Source organism: Rhodococcus opacus B4 (assembly GCF_000010805.1).
GTDB lineage: Bacteria > Actinomycetota > Actinomycetes > Mycobacteriales > Mycobacteriaceae > Rhodococcus_F > Rhodococcus_F opacus_C.
This window is the reverse complement of sequence record NC_012522.1, coordinates 2,263,231-2,282,343: the sequence shown is the minus strand read 5'-3', so window position 1 is coordinate 2,282,343 and position 19,113 is coordinate 2,263,231. Positions and strand designations below refer to the sequence as shown.

The following is a 19,113-nucleotide window of genomic DNA, read 5'->3' as shown; positions in this document are numbered from 1 at the left end:
ACCGAACTTCCGAAGGAGTGACCATGTCGACGACAGAAGTGACCGGGGAGGTGACGACCTCCGCCGAACCTCGCCCGCCCGTGCGCGGCACCGGACCCGGCGTGCGCCGGGTGCTCTCCACCGCCGGCCCCCTCGCCGCCCTGCTGGGACTGTGCGCCGTGTTCGCCGCGCTGGCTCCCGGATTCGCGACGGCGAGCAACGCGGCAGCGATCGTCGAGCAGGCCGCGATTCCCGTGGTCCTCGCGATGGGCGCGACCCTGGTGGTCCTGGTGGGTGGCGTGGACCTGTCGATCGAGGGCGTGATGGCGGCCAGCGGGCTGACCTTCGTTCTGCTCGCAGCGAACAGCGTCAACGGCAACGACCTCGGACTCCTCGCGGTTCTGATCGCGCTGGGGGTCGGTCTGGTCTTCGGAGTGGTCAACGGCGTGCTGCACGTCGTCGCCCGGGTGCCGTCCTTCCTCGTCACACTGGGTACCTGGTTCGTCGGGCTCGGTGTCGCCACCGTGCTGTTCGGCACCACCACCCCTCAGCTCACGGACCCGTCGCTCGGCGCCTGGGCAGGCGGGCACTGGTTCGGACTTCCGGTCGTCGTGGTGTTCGCGCTCGCCGCCGTGGCCGTGACAGTGCTGCTGTGCAAGGGAACCCGGCTCGGCATGCACACCTACGCGATCGGCGGCGACGAAGCGACCAGCCGACTGGCGGGTGTCCCGGTCGGGCGCACCAAGATCATCCTGTTCGCCGTGGCCGGACTGCTGTCCGGGCTCGGGGGAGTGCTGGCCACCATCCGGCTCGGTGTCGGCGACGTGAGCGTCGGATCGGGAAGCCTGTTCCTCACCCTGTCCGCGGTGGTCGTCGGCGGCACCCTGCTGTCCGGCGGTCGCGGTGGACCCCTGCACTCCCTGGTGGGTGTGCTGCTCCTCGTCGTCCTCGGCAACGGGCTTCTCCTCTCGGGCGCCAGCCCGTACCTCCAGCAGGGCGCGCAGGGACTCATCATCGTGGTCGCGGTGATCGCCACCGGGTGGCCCGCCCGCAGTCGACTGAGGGTCGTGAAATGACATCTCTCCTGGAACTCCGCAACGTCACGAAGAAATTCGGACCCAACACCGTGCTCGACGACGTGAGCCTGTCCGTCGCTCCGAACGAGGTCGTGGGGCTGATCGGCGAGAACGGCGCCGGCAAGTCCACGCTGCTCAAGATCCTCGCCGGAGTGCACCGGCAGGACGGCGGCTCGATGCTGCTCGGCGGGCGCGAGGTGAGCTTCTCGAGCCCGTCCGACGCCGCCGGCCACGGCGTCGGGGTGGTGCACCAGGAGCAGTCGCTGCTGCCGAACCTCACCGTCGCCCAGAACCTGATCCTCGGACACGAGGGCGGCACCGCCCCTGCCGGTTTCCTCCGCCGGCGCCGGATCCGGGCCCGCGCCCAGGACATGCTGTCGGTGGTGGAGTCGACGGTCGACCCGGGTGCACTCACCGAAACGCTCGGTTTCGCGCAGCGTCAGATGGTGGAGGTGGCGCGGGCCGTCGGCGGCAGGCAGGTGGAACACCCGCCGCTGCTCATCCTCGACGAGCCGACGTCGGTGCTCGAACCCGAGGACGTCGAGGTGCTCCACCGCCGGGTCACCGCCCTCAAGGAGCGCGGTTCCGTCATCTTCGTCTCCCACCGTCTCGACGAGGTGCTCCGCTTCTCCGACCGCGTGTACGTGCTGCGCGACGGCAAGGTGGTCGGCGAACGGATCTCCTCGGCGGCAACAGAATCCGAGCTGTATCAGCTCATGATCGGGAAGGGCGCAGCCGAGGAGATCTACTCGTCGGAGCGCAAGCGCGCTGTCTCCCGCACCGGCATGCCGACGCTGTCGGTCCGCAACCTCACGTGTGGCGGCAAGGCGAGGGACGTCTCGCTCGACGTCCACGCCGGCGAGATCGTCTCGGTGGTGGGGGTGGTCGACTCCGGCCGCGAGGAGGTGGCCCGCGCCGTGTTCGGTGCCGTGCCCATCGATTCCGGAACCGTCGAGATCGACGGGCAGCGTTCGGCGCCCCGATCGCCCGCGGACGCCGTGCGGTCCGGTGTCGCGTACGTTCCCGCCGAGCGTCGCGTCGAGGGCATGATCGCGGGAGCTACCGTCGCGCAGAACATCGCGACCGTGCATCCGGTGAAGGCCGGTGGTGGCCGGATCTCGTCCGGCGCCCGGGTGCAGGAGACCGCGCGCACCTGGATCGACAAACTCGGCATCCGGCCGGCCGACCCCGACGCCGACATCGCGCGACTGTCGGGCGGCAACCAGCAGAAGGCCGTGGTCGCCAAATGGATCCTGGGCGACGGCCTGAAAGTGCTGGTGCTCGACCACCCCACCCGCGGTCTCGACATCGGCGCGAAGGAAGACCTGTACGCCCTGTTCCGCGACCTGTCCGAGCGGGGAGTAGCGATTCTGGTGCTCGCCGACACCCTGGACGAGGCGATCGGCCTCGGCCACCGCGTGATCGTGATGCGGGACGGCGAGATCACCGCCGCATTCGATTCGCCGCCCGGAAATCCGCCCAGCAAACTCCAACTCCTCGAGAAGATGATGTGATCGCCGTGGCAACAAGAACTTCCACCGAGAGGCCCACGACCGAGACGCGCGCACCCGGGGGTGCGGCGGCCGCGGTGCCCCGGGCGACGCGGGACCGGTTGCGCCTGGCCGGACCGTCGGTCGTGCTGGTCGCGCTCGTCCTCCTCGTCGCGCTCGCCGAACCGAACTTCCTGTCGATGAACGCCCTCGCGGTGGTTTCGGCGCAGGCGGTCCCGATCCTGCTGCTCGGGCTGGGCCAGATGTTCGTCATCTTGACCGGGGGCATCGACCTGTCGGTGGCGGCGCTCGCGTCGCTCGCCACGGTGATCCTGGCGACGGCGATCGGGTCGCTCGGTCCGCTCGCCGTCGTCGTCACCCTGGTGGCGCTCACCCTGATCGGTGCGCTGACCGGCCTGCTGATCGTGTTCGGGCAGGTCCCGTCGTTCGTGGTCTCGCTGGGGGCGCTGGGGTTCTGGGGTGCGGTCGCGCTCGTCGCCTCGGGGTCGACCACCATCTACATCAGCGAAGGCTACGACGCGATCTTCTGGCTCAGTTCGTGGACCGCCCTCGGGCTCCCGATGGCAGTGTGGGCGGGTGTGGCTGCGGTGGCCGCTGTGTTCTGCGCGATGCGGTTCTCACCGCGGGGCAACGTCTTCCACCTCGTCGGGCTGGGGGAGACGGCGGCAATGATGAGCGGCGTCCGGACCCGGGTCGTCCGGGTCGGAGCCTTCGCCCTGTCCGGCTTCTTCGCGGGAGCCGCGGGTATCGTGTTGTCGGCCCAGCAGCAGAGCGCCGCACCGCAACTCGCGGATTCACTGCTGCTGCCCGCGATCGCGGCGGTGCTGGTCGGCGGTTGCGCCATCACAGGTGGAATCGGCGGCGCGTGGCGGGTGCTCGTCGGCGCCCTGGTGGTCACCGTCCTCCGGGTGGGCGGCTCGGTGGCCGGCATCGACCCCAGCTTCCAGCAGATCGTGTACGGCGTGGTCGTCATCGTCGCGGTCGCCGTGACACTCGACCGCAGCCGGCTCTCGATCATCAAGTAAGACTCTGTGTCAGTGTGAGATTCGAAGGAGAACGATGAGTACGACGGCACGCGGTGCGGTGATTTCCGACGTGGGCGGCAAGTGGGAGGTCGACGATCTGATCCTCGCCGAGCCCGGTCCCGGGGAGGTGCGGATCAAGGTGATGGCGTCCGGGTTGTGCCACTCCGACGATCACCTCGTCACCGGTGACATCCCCAACACGCTGCCGCTGGTCGGCGGTCACGAGGGCGCCGGTGTGATCGACGCGGTCGGTCCCGGGGTCACCCGGCTCGCCGTCGGTGATCACGTCGCCACCGCCTACCTCCCCGCCTGCGGAACTTGCGCCTGGTGCGCGCAGGGGATGCAATATATCTGCGATACGGGGGCCGGTATGGAGGCTGGTTTCATGCTCGACGGAACGGCGCGGTTCGCCACGCGGTCGGGGCGGCCGATCGGCGCCATGCAACGCCTCGGGACGTTCGCGAACTACCTCGTCACGTCCCAGGCGCAGGCCGTGAAGATCGACGAGGACATCCCGTTCGACGTGGCCTGCCTGGTGTCGTGCGGGGTCGCGACCGGCTGGGGCTCGGCCGTGAACGGCGCGGGCGTCCGCCCCCGCGACACGACGATGGTGGTCGGGGTCGGCGGTGTGGGCATCAACGCCGTGCAGGGCGCCCACCACGCGGGTGCCGCACACGTCGTCGCCGTCGACCCGGTCGCGTTCAAACGGGAACGCGCCCTCGAACTCGGGGCCACTCACGCGTACGCGTCGATCGACGAGGCGATGCCGTTCGTCCGCTCGGTGACCAACGGTCAGGGCGCCGACAGCGCCGTCGTCACCGTCGGGGTGGTCGACGGACAGCTGATCGCCGACGCCTTCCGGGCCGTCCGCAAGGAGGGCACTGTCGCGGTCGTGTCGATCGGCCAGAACGAACCCGGAATCCCGATCAGCCCACTCGAACTGGTGGTCTACGCGAAGCATCTGCGCGGGGTCCTGTTCGGCAACTGCAACCCCACCCGGGACATCCCGGCGCTGCTGGACTACTACAAGTCGGGGCGGCTGAAACTGGACGAACTGGTCACCCGGCGCTACACGCTGGACCAGGTGAACGACGCATACGTGGACATGCACGCGGGCCTCAACCTGCGTGGTGTCCTGATCCACGAACACTGACGAGGAACTGCCACACATGTCGACAATCGAAGCAACACAGATCCGTAGCTATGGACACTTCATCGGCGGGCGCAGTGTGCCCCCGTCGGACACCGTCGTCGAGCGGGTCGGCCCGGCCGACGGACGCGTGGTCGCCACGTTCACCGCGGGCACCCGCGCCGACGCCGTCGACGCCATCGCGGTCGCGCGGGAGGCCTTCGACGAGGGCGAATGGCCGCGATGGACCGCGATGGACCGGGGCCGGGCACTGCTGCGCTGCGCCGGGCTGATGCGCCGGGACGAGGAACGTCTCGCCCGGATCGACGCGGAAGAGTCCGGCAAGCCGATCACCCTGGCCCGCGGCGACGTCGGGGCGAGCATCGAACTGTTCGAGTACGCCGCCGCGCTGGCCATGACGATGCACGGCGAGGCCCACACCGCGCTCGGCGAGAATTGCACCGCGATGGTGGTCCGCGAACCCGCCGGTGTGGTCGGCATGATCATCCCGTGGAACTTCCCGCTGCTGCTGCTCGCGCAGAAGCTGCCGTTCGCACTCGGCGCGGGCTGCACGGCGGTGGTCAAGCCCGCCGAGGTTACATCCGGCACCGCCGTCGAGCTGGCCCGGTTGCTCACCGAGGCCGGGGTCCCCGACGGGGTGGTCAACGTGGTCACCGGTGCCGGTTCGGTGGTCGGTGCACCCCTCGCGGAGAGCAGCCTGGTCGACATCCTGTCGTTCACCGGGAGCACGGAGACCGGCAAGCGGATCGTCGAGGCGTCGGCGGGCAGCGTCAAGCGGCTGTCGATGGAACTGGGCGGCAAGGCGGCCAGCGTCGTGTTCGACGACGCCGACCTCGACGACGCACTCGACGGCGTCCTGTTCGGTGTGTTCTTCAATCAGGGCGAGTGCTGCGTGTCGGGGGCCCGGCTCCTGGTCCAGGATTCGATCGCGGACGCGTTCGTCGCGCGCCTCGTCGAGGCCGCGGGCCGCATCACCGTGGGCGGGCCGCTCGACGAGGCGAGCGAGCTGGGCCCGATGATCGACGCCGGTCACCTCGAGAAGGTACTCGGGCACATCGACGCGGCGCGGCGGGACGGCGCGACCGTCCTCACCGGCGGCGCCCGGCTCGAGGGAGAGAACTGGGGGAGAGGGCATTTCGTCGCCCCGACGATCCTCGACGGCGTGGCCGCAGAGTCCGCCGCCTTCCAGGAGGAGATCTTCGGTCCCGTCCTCACCGTCACCCGCTTCAGCGACGTCGACCACGCCATCCGGCTCGCCAACGCCACGGAATACGGTCTGGCCGGGTCGATCTGGACCAAGAACATCGACAAGGCGCTGCGGGTGGCGAAGGAGATGCGGAGCGGCCGGGTATGGGTGAACACCACCATCGACGGCGCCCCGCAACTGCCCGCCGGCGGAATGAAGCAGAGCGGGTTCGGCCGCGAGATGGGGCAGGCCGGATTCGACGAATTCACCGACGTCAAGACCATTCAGATCCGCACCGGACCGCGCACGCGCGTGTTCCCGAACTGGACCGGAGGCACCCGATGAGCGCCACCTACGACTATGTCATCGCGGGCGGCGGCACCGCCGGCTGCGTGCTGGCCGGACGGCTGACCGAGGACCCGAACGTCCGAGTTCTCCTGCTCGAGGCGGGCGGCAACGACCGCCATCCGTTCATCCACGTGCCCGCGGGCTTCGCGAAACTCACTGCGAGCAAATACGACTGGGGATTCTCGAGTGTCCCGCAGAAGCACTGCAACGACCGGGTCATTCCCCTCGCGCAGGGCAAGGTCATCGGCGGTGGCGGGTCGATCAACGCCCAGGTGTTCACCCGCGGCGCGCACGAGGACTACGACGAGTGGGCGCTGAAGTACGGCTGCGCGGGATGGTCGTTCGACGAGATCCAGAAGTACTTCCTCCGGTCCGAGGACAACGAACGGCTGTCGGCGCCGTACCACGGGACCGACGGCCCACTCGGGGTCTCCGACCCGATCAACCCCCATCCGCTGTCGAAGTCGTTCGTCCAGGCGGGGCAGGAATTCGGGCTGCCCTTCAACGGCGACTTCAACGGCGATCGCCAGCACGGTGTCGGCCTCTACCAGACGACCACCAAGAACGCCCGCCGGTGCAGCGCCGCGGGCGCCTACCTCGCACCCGCCAGGAAGCGGCCCAACCTGACGGTGCGGGAGAACGTCGCCGTGTCGCGGGTGCTGCTCGACGGCGGACGCGCCACCGGGATCGAGGTGCTCACCCCGCACGGCGTGGAGACGTTCCGCGCGTCGCGCGAGGTGCTCGTCGCCGCGGGCGCGTTCGGATCGCCCAAGATCCTGCAGTTGTCGGGAATCGGTCATCCCGACGACCTCCGGGACGCGAACGTCGAGGTGGCCCATGCACTTCCCGGGGTCGGCCGGAACCTGCACGACCACTGCGACCTCGACGTCATCTACGAACTCCGCGAATACCAGAGTCTCGACCGGTTGAACCTGATCCGTCCCGCCACGGCCAAGGCGGGTCTCGAGTACGCCGCCTTCCGGCGGGGCCCGCTGGCGTCGACGGTCGTCGAGGCAGGCGGATTCAGTTTCGGGCACGCGGGGGAGTCGATCCCGGACCTGCAGTTCCACTTCCTGCCCGCCGCCGGCGTCGAGGCCGGTGTGGCGGCGGTCCGTCCCGGCTACGGCTGCACCCTGAACTCGTACGCGCTGCGGCCGGAGAGCCGCGGTTCGGTGAAGATCAGGTCGAACGATCCCACCGCCGCGCCGCTGATCGACCCGAACTTCCTCGCCACCGACTTCGACCTCGAGTCGAGCATCGAGGGGCTGCGGCAGAGCCGCGAGATCATGGCGCAGTCGTCGATGGCCCGGCACATCAAGGCCGAGCACCTCGCCGGCGGACTGTCGGTGAACACCAAGGACGACTACGTGAAATTCGTCCGCGCATACGGTCGTACCTCGTACCACCCGGTCGGCACGTGCGCGATGGGCGTCGGCGACGAGGCCGTGGTCTCACCGGAACTGAAGGTGCAGGGCATCGAGGGGCTGCGGGTGGTCGACTCGTCCGTCATGCCGCGGATCGTCAGTTCCAACACGCAGGCGCCCACGGTGATGATCGCCGAGAAGGCCGTCGACCTGATCCGTGGGGAAGGATGACCGCATGACCAATTTTTCCGGACTGACCGAGTCCGTCGCCAGGGAAGCCGTCGAACTCGCCCTGCCGTCGATCGAGAACCTCTCCCACGGATCTGCAGGGCACCTCGTCGTGCTCCGGCCGGGCGTCGCACCGTCCGCCGATGTGGAGTTGCCCGTCGTCTACCGCCGCAGCTGGGGTGAGAAGAAGGACTGGCGCGGGCCGTACGATGCGATCGCCGAGTCGAAGGCGCGGATCAGCTGGACCACCGGGCTGCCGTCGCACGCCGTGCAGCAGTTGCACCCGTACCTCTACCAGCAGGGGTGGACCAAATGGGGTGGCAGTGCCGTGGGCGAGGGCGGGCTCGTCGTGGCGTACAGCGGCGACAAGTGGTTCCACGACCAGTTCTATTCGGAGCTCGTCGTCTCGGCGATCAAGCTCGTGTGCCTTCGGGAGATGGACGCGGTGCTGCGCGACCCGGGCACCCTGTTCCTCGGTGACGGAGGCGAGAAACCGTGAAGGTGAACGACATTCGGACGTTCGGGCGCGCCGGCTTCGACGTGACCCTGCTCGGCTACGGCGGTGCGCCGATCGGCAACATCTTCCGGCCGATCGCCGAGGCGGACGCCCGGCGCAGATCGCCGAGGCCTGGGACATGGGTGTGCGGTCGTTCGACACCGCGCCCATGTACGGGCACGGGCTGTCCGAGCACCGGGTCGGCCATGCACTGCTGACGAGGGACCGCGGCGACTACGTGCTGTCCACGAAGGTCGGGCGCACGCTGACACCCGCGCCCCGTGGGTCGTTCGACACCGGAATCTGGGTGGACACACCGCCGTTCCGGGCGGACTTCGACTACTCGTACGACGCGGTGCTGCGGCAGGTGGAGGACAGTCTGCAGCGCATGTGCCAGGACAGGTTCGACATCCTCTACGTGCACGACGTCGACCGGTACACGCACGGCGACGCCCAGCCCGCGCGGTTCGCGGAGGCGCTCGAGGGCGCGTTTCCCGCGCTGATCCGGTTGCGGGACGAGGGTGTGGTCCGGGCGATCGGTATCGGGGTCAACGAGGCCGACGTCTGCGTCACTGCCCTCGAACGCGTCGATCTCGACTGCGTCCTCCTCGCGGGGAGATACACACTGCTCGAGCAGGATCCGGTGACGGACCTGCTGCCGCTCGCGGTGGAGCGCGACGTCGCGATCGTGCTCGGCGGTGTGTTCAACTCGGGTGTCCTGGCCACCGGCGCGGTGCCCGGAGCGAAGTTCAACTACCAGCCGGCGCCGGAAGATGTGCTGAGCCGGGTTCGCGACATCGAGAAGTTCTGCGCGCGCCACGGGGTTCCGTTGGCGGCCGCGTCGATTCAGTTCGCGGCCGCGCATCCGGCGGTGCGGGAGCTTCTGCTGGGCGCCCGGAACTGCGACCAGTTGCGGCAGAACGCGGCCTGGCTCGAACACCCGATCCCGGCCGAATTCTGGCAGGACCTGCGCGCCGCGGGACTGATCCTGGAGGAGGCGCCCACCCCGTCCTGACCGCCGGTCACATGGTGTACGGAGACGTCGAGTTCTGCAGCTCCTCCAGAAAGTCGGAGGGGACCGTCGGCCGGCCGGCGGGCCACTCGCCGGCCAGTTGATCCGCGCGGAGATCGGCGATCAGGGCGACGACGGAGGGCCCGCCGTCGGGAAGTATCCGGAGCAGTCCCCGCGCCGCGCAGATCGAGGCGATGGATGCGAGTGCCTGCTTCGCCTCGTCTTCGCGGCCCGCCGCGGCGAGGCAGGCCACCCGCAGCCGCTCCGCCAGCAGGTGGGCCCGGTTGCGGCCCGTACCTGCCAGCCGGTCGGTCCACTCCTGCGCCCAGGCGTACGCCGACTCGATATTCGCGGGCGATCCGGTGGCGAGCAGCATCCGAACCGCGGTGGCCTCCTCGACCTGCGCGACTATCTCGTCGATACCCTCGACCGGGCGCCGCCGCTTCTCGAACCGGACCGGATCGGGTGCACCGAGGGTCGGATGCGGGGTGATGCCGAGCCGTCGGCGTTCGTTCTCGACGCGGGCCCGAAGGCGGGCGAGGGAGTAGGTCTCGGCCACTTCGAGTCCGGTGTGCAGGCGTTTTCTCGCTTCCTCCCGGTCGCCGCGCAGCGCCTTGACGTGCGCCCCGGTGACGAAGCGGGCGACCTTGAAATCGACACCGCCGGTTTCGATCGCCAGGGTGTATCCGTCGTCGAGGAGTCGCTCGGCTTCCTCGATGTCCCCGCGTTCGTAGAGCACCTCACCGAGCAGTGATCCCGCGAGCCGAGCGGACGGCGCTCGCGGCCCGCCCAGTTTCCGGCCGGCTCGGCGGGCGCGCCGGAAACGGTCCACGGCATCGTCGATGTCGAGTTGCTCACACGATGCGACACCCAGATAGCTCTGGCCGTGAACGACGTTGTGCGGTCCCTTGTTCCGCTCGTAGAAGGGTCGCGCGACCTCCTGGATCCGGCGGACTTCCGCGAAGTCGAAGCGGTACACCGCGGCGAACGTGGTGACGTTGAATGCGGCGCACACCACCCACGGGTGCAGAGACTCCGGCTGCGCGAGCACGTCGGCGACGAGGTCGTCGATGCGCTCGATCCGGTCGGCGCGGAGTTCGATCACGGCGCGGACAGCGCCGACCTCGGCGCGCAGGGCGGCGGCGTCGCGGATTTCGGTTTGCTCGAGTGCCCATTCAGCCCGTTCGAGTGCCCGTTCGGCCGTCGACATCCGGTGCGACATCGCGTTCGCCCACGCGGTCGTGACCTGCAGCCGGGCGCTCGCGGCGACGAGACCCGGCGGCAGCATGTCGACCACCGCGGACAGCGTCGCCGACTGCGACTGCTCGAGCAGCAACAGCCCGTCGGCCTCGACGAGTTCCACGGCGCGGTGCTCTTCGCCGCCGGCGAGGGCGTGCTCGACGGCCTCGCGGAGCAGGCTGTGGTCGCAGAACCAGCGGGACGCGGCGCGGTGCAGTTCCCGGACGCGGTCGGGCTGATCGCGTTCGAGCCTGCGGCGCAGGAACTCGGCGAACAGGGTGTGGTAGCGGAACCACGTTCGCTCGTCGTCGATGTGGCGCAGGAACAGGTCCCGGTCCTCGGCTGCCTCGAGCATCGCCTGCCCGCGGGCGGTGCCCGCGAGGGCGCCCGCGAGACTGCCGCACGTGCGTTCGGTGATCGAGGTGGCGAGCAGGAAGTCGAGCATCTCGGGTTCGAGGGTGTCGAGGACGTTCTCGGCGAGGAATTCGCCGATCGCGTGGTGGCGCCCGGACAGTCCGGCGATCAGCTCCGACGGGTCGGCCCGTCCGCGCAGCGACAGCGACGCCAGTTGCAGTGCCGCCACCCAGCCGTCCGTCGAGTCGCGGAGTTCGGTGACGTCCTCGCTGTCGAGGGGCAGCCCGCCGAGGTCGACGAGGAACGACCGGGCTTCGGAATCGTCGAAACGCAGTTCCGAATAGTCGATTTCGACGAGTTCGTCCTTGACCCGCATCCGGCTCATCGGCAACCCGGCCCTGGTCCGGCTCGTCACCACGACCTGCAGGTGGTGGCACCCGTTGTCGAGGAGGAATTCCAGGGCGGCGATCGTCGCGGGCTCGGACACCCGCTGCCAGTCGTCGATGATCAGGGCGATCCGTTCGCCGCTCTCGTGGATCTGGTTGACGAGAGAGGTGAGCACGTACCGTTCGGCCTCGTCGTCGTGCTCCTCGAGGACCTGGCCGAGTTCCTTCGCCAGGTTGGGGCGCACGCGCCGGATCGCCTCGATGAGGTGGGCGACGAACCAGACCACGTTGTCGTCGTCGCTGTCGACGGTCAGCCACGCGACCGCGACACCCTCGTCGGCGAGGACGTTCCGCCACTGGGTGGCGAGGGTGCTCTTGCCGAATCCGGTGGGACCGTGGATCACGGTCAGCAGGCGACGGCGGCCGGCCCGCAGCAGGTCGATCAGCCGGTCCCGTTCCACGAGTTGCCGGGTCGCGGCGGGCGGCCGGAACCGGGTGGCCGGAGCGGGCGGCGGCGTCGACGAATACTTCGCCCGTCCCGTCGTGGAGGTCCGGAACGGCCCGGAGACGGTCGAGACCGTGCCGTGCGAGGTGTCCTCGCTGTGATGGACACCGGGGTCGACGGGCATCGCCATCTCGTCCACTGCCAGGCCGTGGTGGCGTTCGACCTCGCGCAGTTCGTCCCCGAAGGCGGCGGCGGACGCGGGGCGATCGTCCGGTTTCCCGGCCATCGCCCGCTGGATCACGGCGCTGAGGTCCTCCGGGAATCCCTCGCTGCGCAGGTCCGGGACGGGCTGGGTGGTGATGCGCAGGAACTGCGCGATCACCTCCTCGCCGTTGTGCCGTTCGAACGCGGCGTGCCCGGTGATCGCGCTGAACAGGGTCGCGCCCAGGCTGTACACGTCGGACGCGGCGGTCGGGGTCCGTCCCGACAGCACCTCCGGCGCGGTGAACGCGGGGGACCCGGTGACGGTGCCCGCCGTCGTCTCGAACGCCCCCGACATCCGGGCGATCCCGAAATCGGTGAGCTGTGGTTCGCCGTACTCCGTGAGCAGGATGTTTCCCGGTTTGACGTCCCGGTGGAGGATACCGACCCGGTGCGCCGTTTCGAGTGCACCCGCGAGTTTCACCCCGACCCGCAGGGCGTCGCTCCAGGGAATGGGCCCGCGCCGCCGGATCTGCGCGTCCAGCGAATCGTGGGGGTGGTACTGCATCACGATGTACGGCCTGCCGGTGTCGGTGGTGCCGACCTGCATGATGTTGACGATGTGCGGGTGGCCGCTCAGCCGGCCCATGGCGCGCTGCTCCCGCAGGAAGCGTTCGAGGTTCTCGGGGTCGAGCGCCGCGGTGAGGACCTTGACTGCCACCGTCCGGTCGAGTTCCGGTTGCGCGCACCGGTATACGACCCCGAACCCACCGTGCCCGATCTCTTTGGCGTCCTCCAGCCCGACCGCGGACAGCTCGGCCGTGAAGGTCGCAGACACCGACTCACGCTGGGTGGCGAGCGGGTCGAAATCGGTCATGCCACCACCTCTTCGCTCGTGATCGAGCATATCGCGGTACGGGTGACGCCGAGGCCGGTCACAATCGTCCGATGGCACAAGTTCGAAGAATCGTGGATCTGTCGCACACGATCGGGCCGGGGATGCAGGTGTATCCCGGCGACCCGGTGCCCGCCCTGATCAGGCACTGCACTCTCGAACGCGACGGCTACAACGTCCTGGACGTCCGGATCGGTTCGCAGTCCGGGACACACGTCGACGCCCCGGCGCACCTGAAGGCGGGTGCGGTGACGATCGACCGGCTGGCACCGGAGCTGTTCGTCGGTCGCGGCGTCGTGTTCGACGTGCGCGGGCTCGGTGCGCGGCAGCGGATTACCCCGGACGTGATCGGGTCCCGCGCGGACGACGTCCGGCCGGGTGACATCGCCGTGTTCCATACCGGATGGTCTCGGTTCTACGGAACGGAGGCCTATTACACGCATCCGTTCCTCGACCCCTCGGTGTGCGCACTGCTGCTCGACCGGGGAGTGCGGACGTTCTGCCTGGACGCCCCGAGCGTCGACGAGACACCGGGCGAGGACGCCGATGGCGGATATCCGGTTCACCATCTGATCGCCGACGCCGGCGGCGTGATCGGCGAGAACCTGTGCCGGCTCGACCGGATCGATTTCCCGGATCCGCTCGTCAGCCTGCTGCCGATCTCCCTCGAGGGCGGCGACGGCGCCCCCACCCGGGCAGTGGCGATGCACCTGGCCGACTAGCGGGCTCACCCACCGGCGACGGACTGCAGGATCTGCAGTTCCTGCCCGGGGGCCACCGCGGTGCCGACGCCGCCGAGGAGCCGCACGTCCTCGCCGTCCACGTAGACGTTGACGTACCGCCGCAGGGCGCCGGTCTCGTCCCGGATCCGGCGGCCGAGGACCGGGAACTCTCCCGCGAGGACGTCGAGCACGTGGGACACCGTCGAGGCGGTGTCGAGGGGCACGTGCACGGAGCGCTCCCCGCCGACGATCGACGCCAGAGCCCGCGGAACCCGAACGGTGACGCCCCCGCTCATGATTCGATCACCGCGGCCCGCACACACAACACGTCGGGCAGGTGCGCCGCGACCGTCTCGAACGTTGCGCCCTCGTCGGCGCTTCCGTAGACCTCGCCGCCGCGTGTGCCGAAATACACGCCGACCGGGTCGGCGGTGTCCACCGCGGCGGCATCGCGGAGCACCACGTTGTAGTCGCGGTCCGGCAGCCCGCTGTCGAGGCGCGTCCAGCTGTTCCCGGCGTCCCCGCTCCGGTAGACGGCCAGCCGGCCGTCCGGCGGGATGCGTTCACCGTCCGCCTTGATCGGTACCACCCACACCGTTCCCTCGCGGCGGGGGTGGGTGAGCATCACGAACCCGAAGTCCGTCGGCAGCCCGTCCGCGATCGACTTCCACGTGTCGCCGCTGTCGTCGGAGCGGTAGACCCCGTGGTGATTCTGGGCGTACAGCCGGTCGGGGACGACGCCGTCGCGGGCGATCTTGTGGACGCACTGGCCGAACTCCGGGTTCGGGTCGGGCAGGAAGTAGGCCGTGATCCCGGTGTTGCGCGGCTCCCAGGACGCGCCCCCGTCTGTAGTGCGGTACACGCCTCCGGTGCTCATCGCGACGTGCACGGTGTTCTCGTCCCGTGGATGCGGGACGACGGAATGCGCTGCGGCGCCGCCGTATCCGGCTCCCCACTCCGGCCGGTGCGGATGGTCCCACAGTCCGCGTTCGAGGTCGAAATGCTCCCCGCCGTCGACCGACCGCCACACCGAGATGGGCTCACACCCCGCCCACACGACACCAGGCCGGTCGTCCGTGTCGGGGCGGATCTGCCACACCCGCTCGAGTGCGGCGCCGTCGCCGTCGGCGAAGCGGATGGCGCCGTGGTCCGGTTCCGTCCAGGTGGCACCCAGGTCGTCGGAGTGCGCGACGGTCGGACCCCAGTGTTCGGACCGGACCCCGACCAGGATGCGGGTGCGCCCACCGCGCGTGTCGATCCCGATACTCGGAATCTCGTTCATCAGGAAGTGCGGGCCCGACAGCGACCAGGTGGCGCGGTCGCGGCTGGTGGCAAGCCACAGGCCCTTCTTCGTTCCGATCGCGAGCAGGACGGTGTCGGCTGCGCTCATGACTCCATCGGACCATTCGGCCCGGCGAATGGCAACGGTGGAACGGGAACCCTCAGCGGGCCGGTCCGTGCCCGATCCGTGCCCTCAGGTGGTTCAGCGCCCGGTGCTGCGCAACGCGGACGGCGCCCGGTGTGGTGTCCAGGACTCGTGCGGTCTGTTCGGCTGACATTCCCACGATGACGCGCATGAAGAGGATCTGCTGGTGCCGGACCGGGAGGGTCTCGACGAGCAGTCCCATCTCGCCGCGCAGTTCGTCGCGCAGGACGTGATGCTCGGGGCCGTCCTCGACGTCCACCACGTGATGCGCGGCGGCGGCGCGCGCGGTCTGCGGTACGGACAGCCGGGTGGCGCGTCGCCGCGCGTCGGACACCTTGTGCGCGGCGATGCCGAAGATGAACGACAGCAACGATTTTCCCTGGTTCCGGTACGTCCGCAGGGCGCTCATCAACGCGAGGCACACGTCCTGGGTGACGTCGTCGGCGGTCGTGTGCGGGTGATCCACCGATTCGAGCCGGGTCGTGCAGTAGCGGTGCACGAGCGGGTGCGCAATCCGGAGAACCTCTTCGACGGCGTCTTCGTCGCCCGCCGCTGCGTACGGCGCGAGTCGTTCCAACTCGGCTCTGGCGTCCAATTCGATCATGGTGTTCTCCCTGTTCCTGCGGCTGCATCCAGCCTCGGTCGAACGCGCGATCGTCGATAGGCACCGAAGGGTGCGGAAGCACCCACCCCGGGCCTCCCGGCGGGACTTCATAGCGGGATCTAGGACACGCGCTAGATGAGCGCAGATTCGGCAACAGAGGTTGTTACCTTCGTGGCCATGGACCCTGTCCGTAACCCGTACGCCCCCGGCGCAGGCCAACGCCCTCCGGAGCTCGCGGGACGAACGAGGCAGCTCGACGCGTTCGACGTGGTGCTCGAGCGGATCGCGCGCGGCCGTCCGGAGCGCAGTGTGATGCTGACGGGTCTGCGCGGGGTCGGGAAGACGGTCCTGCTGAACCACCTGCGGTCGGCGGCCATCTCGCGGCGGTGGGGAACCGGGAAGATCGAGGCCCGCCCGGATCAGGATCTGCGGCGGCCGCTGTCCTCGGCGTTGCACATGGCGATTCGGGAGATCGCCGGCTCGCACCGCGACCCCGACCGGGTGGAGGAGTTCCTCGGCGTCCTGAAGTCGTTCGCCCTGCGCGCGACGGCAGACAAGGGCATGCGGGAGCGGTGGCAGCCGGGGATCGACGCGCCCGCGGTGAAGGGGCGCGCCGATTCCGGGGACATCGAGATCGACCTGGTGGAACTGCTGCTCGACGCGTCGTCCCTGGCCCGCGACGTCGGCGTCGGGATCGCGCTGTTCATCGACGAGATGCAGGACCTCGGCGCCGCGGACGTCTCCGCCGTGTGCGGGGCCTGCCACGAACTCAGCCAGGACGCGGCCCCGCTGATCGTGGTCGGTGCCGGACTGCCGCACCTGCCCGCGGTGCTGTCGGCGTCCAAGAGCTACTCGGAACGGTTGTTCAGCTACCACCGCATCGACCGGCTGGACCGGGTGTCCGCGGACCGGGCGCTGATCGCGCCCGCCGAACGCGAGGACGTGAAGTTCACGGACGAGGCACTCGACGCGTTGTACGCCGCGGCCGACGGCTACCCCTACTTCGTCCAGGCGTACGGCAAGGCGACGTGGGACGTGGCCGCGGCGAGCCCCATCACGGAGGAGGACGTGCGGGTAGCCGAGCCGACCGCGGAGGAGGAACTGGCGGTCGGGTTCTTCGGTTCGCGATACGAGCGGGCGACACCGGCCGAGCGGGAGTACATGCGCGCGATGGCCGATCTCTCCGGGGACGACGGCCCGGTCTCGACGGCGGCGATCGCGTCCGAACTCGGCCGCAAGCCCGCGTCGCTGTCACCGGCGCGGGACGGGCTGATCAAGAAGGGGTTGATCTACTCGGCCGAGCGCGGGTCGATCGGATTCACCGTTCCGCACTTCGGGAAGTATCTGCGCGCGCAGCACGACTAGCAAAATCTAGCGCTCTCTACCGATTGTCGTAGAGAGCCGAAGATTCTCCTGTCGAGTGCCTGGACGTGTTCCGGGCGCTGGCCCTCGCGGTGGCTCCGGCGCATCCTGGAGGTACGACGAAGGGATCAGCGATGTCGGACACTGTCGCCCGCAAGGTCATCGGTGCGCACCTCCTCGACGGCCGGATGGAACCGGGGGAGGAGATCTCGATCCGGATCGACCAGACCCTCACCCAGGACGCCACCGGAACCCTGGTAATGCAGGAACTCGAGGCGCTCCACCTCGACCGCATCAAGACCGAGTTGAGTGCGCAATACGTCGACCACAATCTGCTGCAGACCGACGAGAAGAACGCCGAGGACCACGAGTTCCTCCGCACCGCCGCGCTGCGGTACGGGCTGTGGTTCTCGAAGCCGGGCAACGGCGTGTCGCACCCCACCCACATGCAGCGCTTCGGTGTTCCCGGCAAGACCATGGTCGGTTCCGACTCGCACACCCCGGCAGCGGGGTCGCTGGGCATGCTGGCCATCGGTGTCGGTGGGCTGGAGGTCGCCCTGGCGATCGCGGGTCAGCCCCTGCACCTGCGGATGCCCCGGATCTGGGGAGTGGAGCTGACCGGCAGGCTTCCCGACTGGAGTTCGGCGAAGGACGTCATCCTCGAGATGCTCCGCCGCCACGGGGTCAAGGGCGGGCTCGACAGAATCATCGAATACCACGGTGAAGGACTCGCGACGTTGACGGCGATGGATCGTCATGTGATCGCGAACATGGGCGCCGAACTGGGCGCCACCACGTCCATCTTTCCCGCCGACGACGCCGTCCGCGAATTCCTGCGCGCCGAGGGCAGGGAGGACGACTTCGTGGAACTGCTCGCCGACGCGGGCGCGGAGTACGACGTGCACGAACACCTCGACCTGTCGACGATCGAACCGCTGATCGCGACACCGTCGTCGCCGGGAAACGTGGTGCCCGTCCGGGAGGTCGCCGGTGCGGACGTCAGCCAGGTGGTGATCGGGTCGTCCGCCAATCCCGGGCTGCGCGACTTCGCGATCGTTGCGGCCATGGTCTCGGGGAGACAGACCGACCCGAGCGTGAGCTTCGACGTCAATCCGAGTTCGCGGGAGATCCTGGCGGACCTGACCCGGATGGGTGCCACGCTCGAACTCGTCGTGGCCGGCGCCCGAATTCATCAATCCGGGTGCATGGGCTGTATCGGGATGGGCCAGGCGCCGGCGACCGGCCGGAATTCGCTCCGGACGATGCCCCGCAATTTCCCGGGGCGCTCGGGCACCCGGGAGGACTCCGTGTGGCTGTGTTCACCTGAAACGGCGGCCGCGTCGGCTCTCACCGGCGTGATCACCGATCCACGGGACTGGGCGGAGCACGTGGGGATGCCGTACCCCGAGCTCACGCTTCCGGAGACGGCCACCGTCAACACCGCCATGCTGGTGGCTCCGCTGCCGGAGGAGGAGGCGCGGCACGTCGAACTCGTGAAGGGGCCCAACATCTCGTCCCTGCCCGAGTTTCCGCCGCTGCCCGACCGGATCGAGGCTCCGGTACTTCTGAAGGTCGGTGACAACATCTCCACCAACGAGATCTCGCCGGCCGGGGCGCGGGCCCTGCCGTTCCGTTCCAACATTCCCAAGCTGTCCCGGTTCACGTTCACCCAGGTCGACGAGACCTATCCGGCGCGCGCGGAGGAGACGGCGAAGACCACCGGACATTTCATCGTCGGCGGCGACAACTACGGGCAGGGGTCCTCGCGCGAGCACGCCGCGATCACCCCGCGGTACCTCGGGTTGCACGCGGTGATCGCGACCTCGTTCGCCCGTATCCACTGGCAGAACCTCGCCAACTTCGGTGTGCTCGCGCTCGAATTCGAGAACCCGGACGATTACGACACGATCCGGCAGGACGACGTGCTGATCCTCGACGGGGTCCGGGAGGCCATTCGGTCCGGCCCTCGTCTGACCCTGTTCGACTCGACCCGTGACGTGGAGATCCCGGTGCGACATCGGCTGTCTCCGCGTCAGGTCGACGACGTGCTCGCGGGCGGATTGATCCCACAGCTGGCGCGCAGGGAGTGATCGGCCGGTCGCCG

At 69.3% G+C, this 19,113-nt stretch carries 15 protein-coding genes; 11 read left to right on the top strand and 4 right to left on the bottom strand.

What is annotated here, in order from left to right:
- Positions 1-23 precede the first annotated feature (23 nt).
- The 8 genes from ROP_RS10575 (at position 24) to ROP_RS10540 (ending at position 9,378) form a co-directional block, all read left to right on the top strand.
- A complete protein-coding gene (locus ROP_RS10575) occupies positions 24-1,055 on the top strand; it encodes an ABC transporter permease (RefSeq protein WP_050785054.1) in 1,032 nt (343 codons plus the stop codon).
- Positions 1,052-2,569 carry a sugar ABC transporter ATP-binding protein gene (locus ROP_RS10570; RefSeq protein WP_012689327.1) on the top strand — a complete coding sequence of 506 codons (1,518 nt, stop codon included), beginning with the start codon at positions 1,052-1,054 and terminating at the stop codon, positions 2,567-2,569. The genes ROP_RS10575 and ROP_RS10570 overlap by 4 nt, the downstream gene beginning before the upstream one ends.
- A complete protein-coding gene (locus ROP_RS10565; RefSeq protein WP_080512450.1) occupies positions 2,566-3,591 on the top strand; it encodes an ABC transporter permease in 1,026 nt (341 codons plus the stop codon). The genes ROP_RS10570 and ROP_RS10565 overlap by 4 nt, the downstream gene beginning before the upstream one ends.
- A gap of 34 nt (positions 3,592-3,625) precedes the next feature.
- Positions 3,626-4,744 carry a Zn-dependent alcohol dehydrogenase gene (locus tag ROP_RS10560; protein ID WP_012689325.1) on the top strand — a complete coding sequence of 373 codons (1,119 nt, stop codon included), beginning with the start codon at positions 3,626-3,628 and terminating at the stop codon, positions 4,742-4,744.
- A gap of 16 nt (positions 4,745-4,760) precedes the next feature.
- Positions 4,761-6,272: an aldehyde dehydrogenase family protein gene (locus tag ROP_RS10555; protein ID WP_012689324.1), complete on the top strand. Its 1,512-nt coding sequence runs from the start codon at positions 4,761-4,763 to the stop codon at positions 6,270-6,272.
- Complete coding sequence (locus ROP_RS10550; RefSeq protein WP_012689323.1) at positions 6,269-7,870, top strand: GMC family oxidoreductase; 1,602 nt, start codon at positions 6,269-6,271, stop codon at positions 7,868-7,870. Before ROP_RS10555 ends, ROP_RS10550 begins: the two co-directional genes overlap by 4 nt.
- Positions 7,871-7,874: 4 nt before the next feature.
- Entirely contained in the window at positions 7,875-8,366 is a 492-nt protein-coding gene (locus ROP_RS10545) for a hypothetical protein (RefSeq protein ID WP_012689322.1), read from the top strand.
- A gap of 136 nt (positions 8,367-8,502) precedes the next feature.
- On the top strand, positions 8,503-9,378 hold the full coding sequence (locus tag ROP_RS10540; protein ID WP_231868879.1) for an aldo/keto reductase: 876 nt from the start codon (positions 8,503-8,505) through the stop codon (positions 9,376-9,378).
- Positions 9,379-9,385: 7 nt separating this feature from the next.
- Here ROP_RS10540 and ROP_RS10535 read toward each other — a convergent pair whose 3' ends face one another.
- On the bottom strand, positions 9,386-12,877 hold the full coding sequence (locus ROP_RS10535; protein ID WP_012689320.1) for a serine/threonine-protein kinase: 3,492 nt from the start codon (positions 12,875-12,877) through the stop codon (positions 9,386-9,388).
- Between the two features lie 71 nt (positions 12,878-12,948).
- Between ROP_RS10535 and ROP_RS10530 the strand changes: the two genes are divergently transcribed.
- A complete protein-coding gene (locus tag ROP_RS10530; RefSeq protein WP_012689319.1) occupies positions 12,949-13,617 on the top strand; it encodes a cyclase family protein in 669 nt (222 codons plus the stop codon).
- Between the two features lie 5 nt (positions 13,618-13,622).
- Here ROP_RS10530 and ROP_RS10525 read toward each other — a convergent pair whose 3' ends face one another.
- The 3 genes from ROP_RS10525 to ROP_RS10515 are packed head-to-tail and all read right to left on the bottom strand — an operon-like array spanning position 13,623 to position 15,647.
- A complete protein-coding gene (locus ROP_RS10525) occupies positions 13,623-13,913 on the bottom strand; it encodes a MoaD/ThiS family protein (protein ID WP_012689318.1) in 291 nt (96 codons plus the stop codon).
- Positions 13,910-15,007 carry a WD40/YVTN/BNR-like repeat-containing protein gene (locus tag ROP_RS10520; RefSeq protein ID WP_012689317.1) on the bottom strand — a complete coding sequence of 366 codons (1,098 nt, stop codon included), beginning with the start codon at positions 15,005-15,007 and terminating at the stop codon, positions 13,910-13,912. The genes ROP_RS10525 and ROP_RS10520 overlap by 4 nt, the downstream gene beginning before the upstream one ends.
- A gap of 52 nt (positions 15,008-15,059) precedes the next feature.
- Complete coding sequence (locus ROP_RS10515; protein ID WP_012689316.1) at positions 15,060-15,647, bottom strand: sigma-70 family RNA polymerase sigma factor; 588 nt, start codon at positions 15,645-15,647, stop codon at positions 15,060-15,062.
- 177 nt (positions 15,648-15,824) lie between these two features.
- Between ROP_RS10515 and ROP_RS10510 the strand changes: the two genes are divergently transcribed.
- Both ROP_RS10510 and ROP_RS10505 read left to right on the top strand, forming a co-directional pair.
- Positions 15,825-17,012, top strand: coding sequence for an AAA family ATPase (locus ROP_RS10510; protein WP_012689315.1), 1,188 nt, complete (start codon positions 15,825-15,827; stop codon positions 17,010-17,012).
- Positions 17,013-17,143: 131 nt separating this feature from the next.
- Positions 17,144-19,099 (top strand): aconitate hydratase, encoded by a 1,956-nt coding sequence (locus ROP_RS10505; RefSeq protein WP_012689314.1) that lies wholly within the window; start codon positions 17,144-17,146, stop codon positions 19,097-19,099.
- Positions 19,100-19,113: the final 14 nt, after the last annotated feature.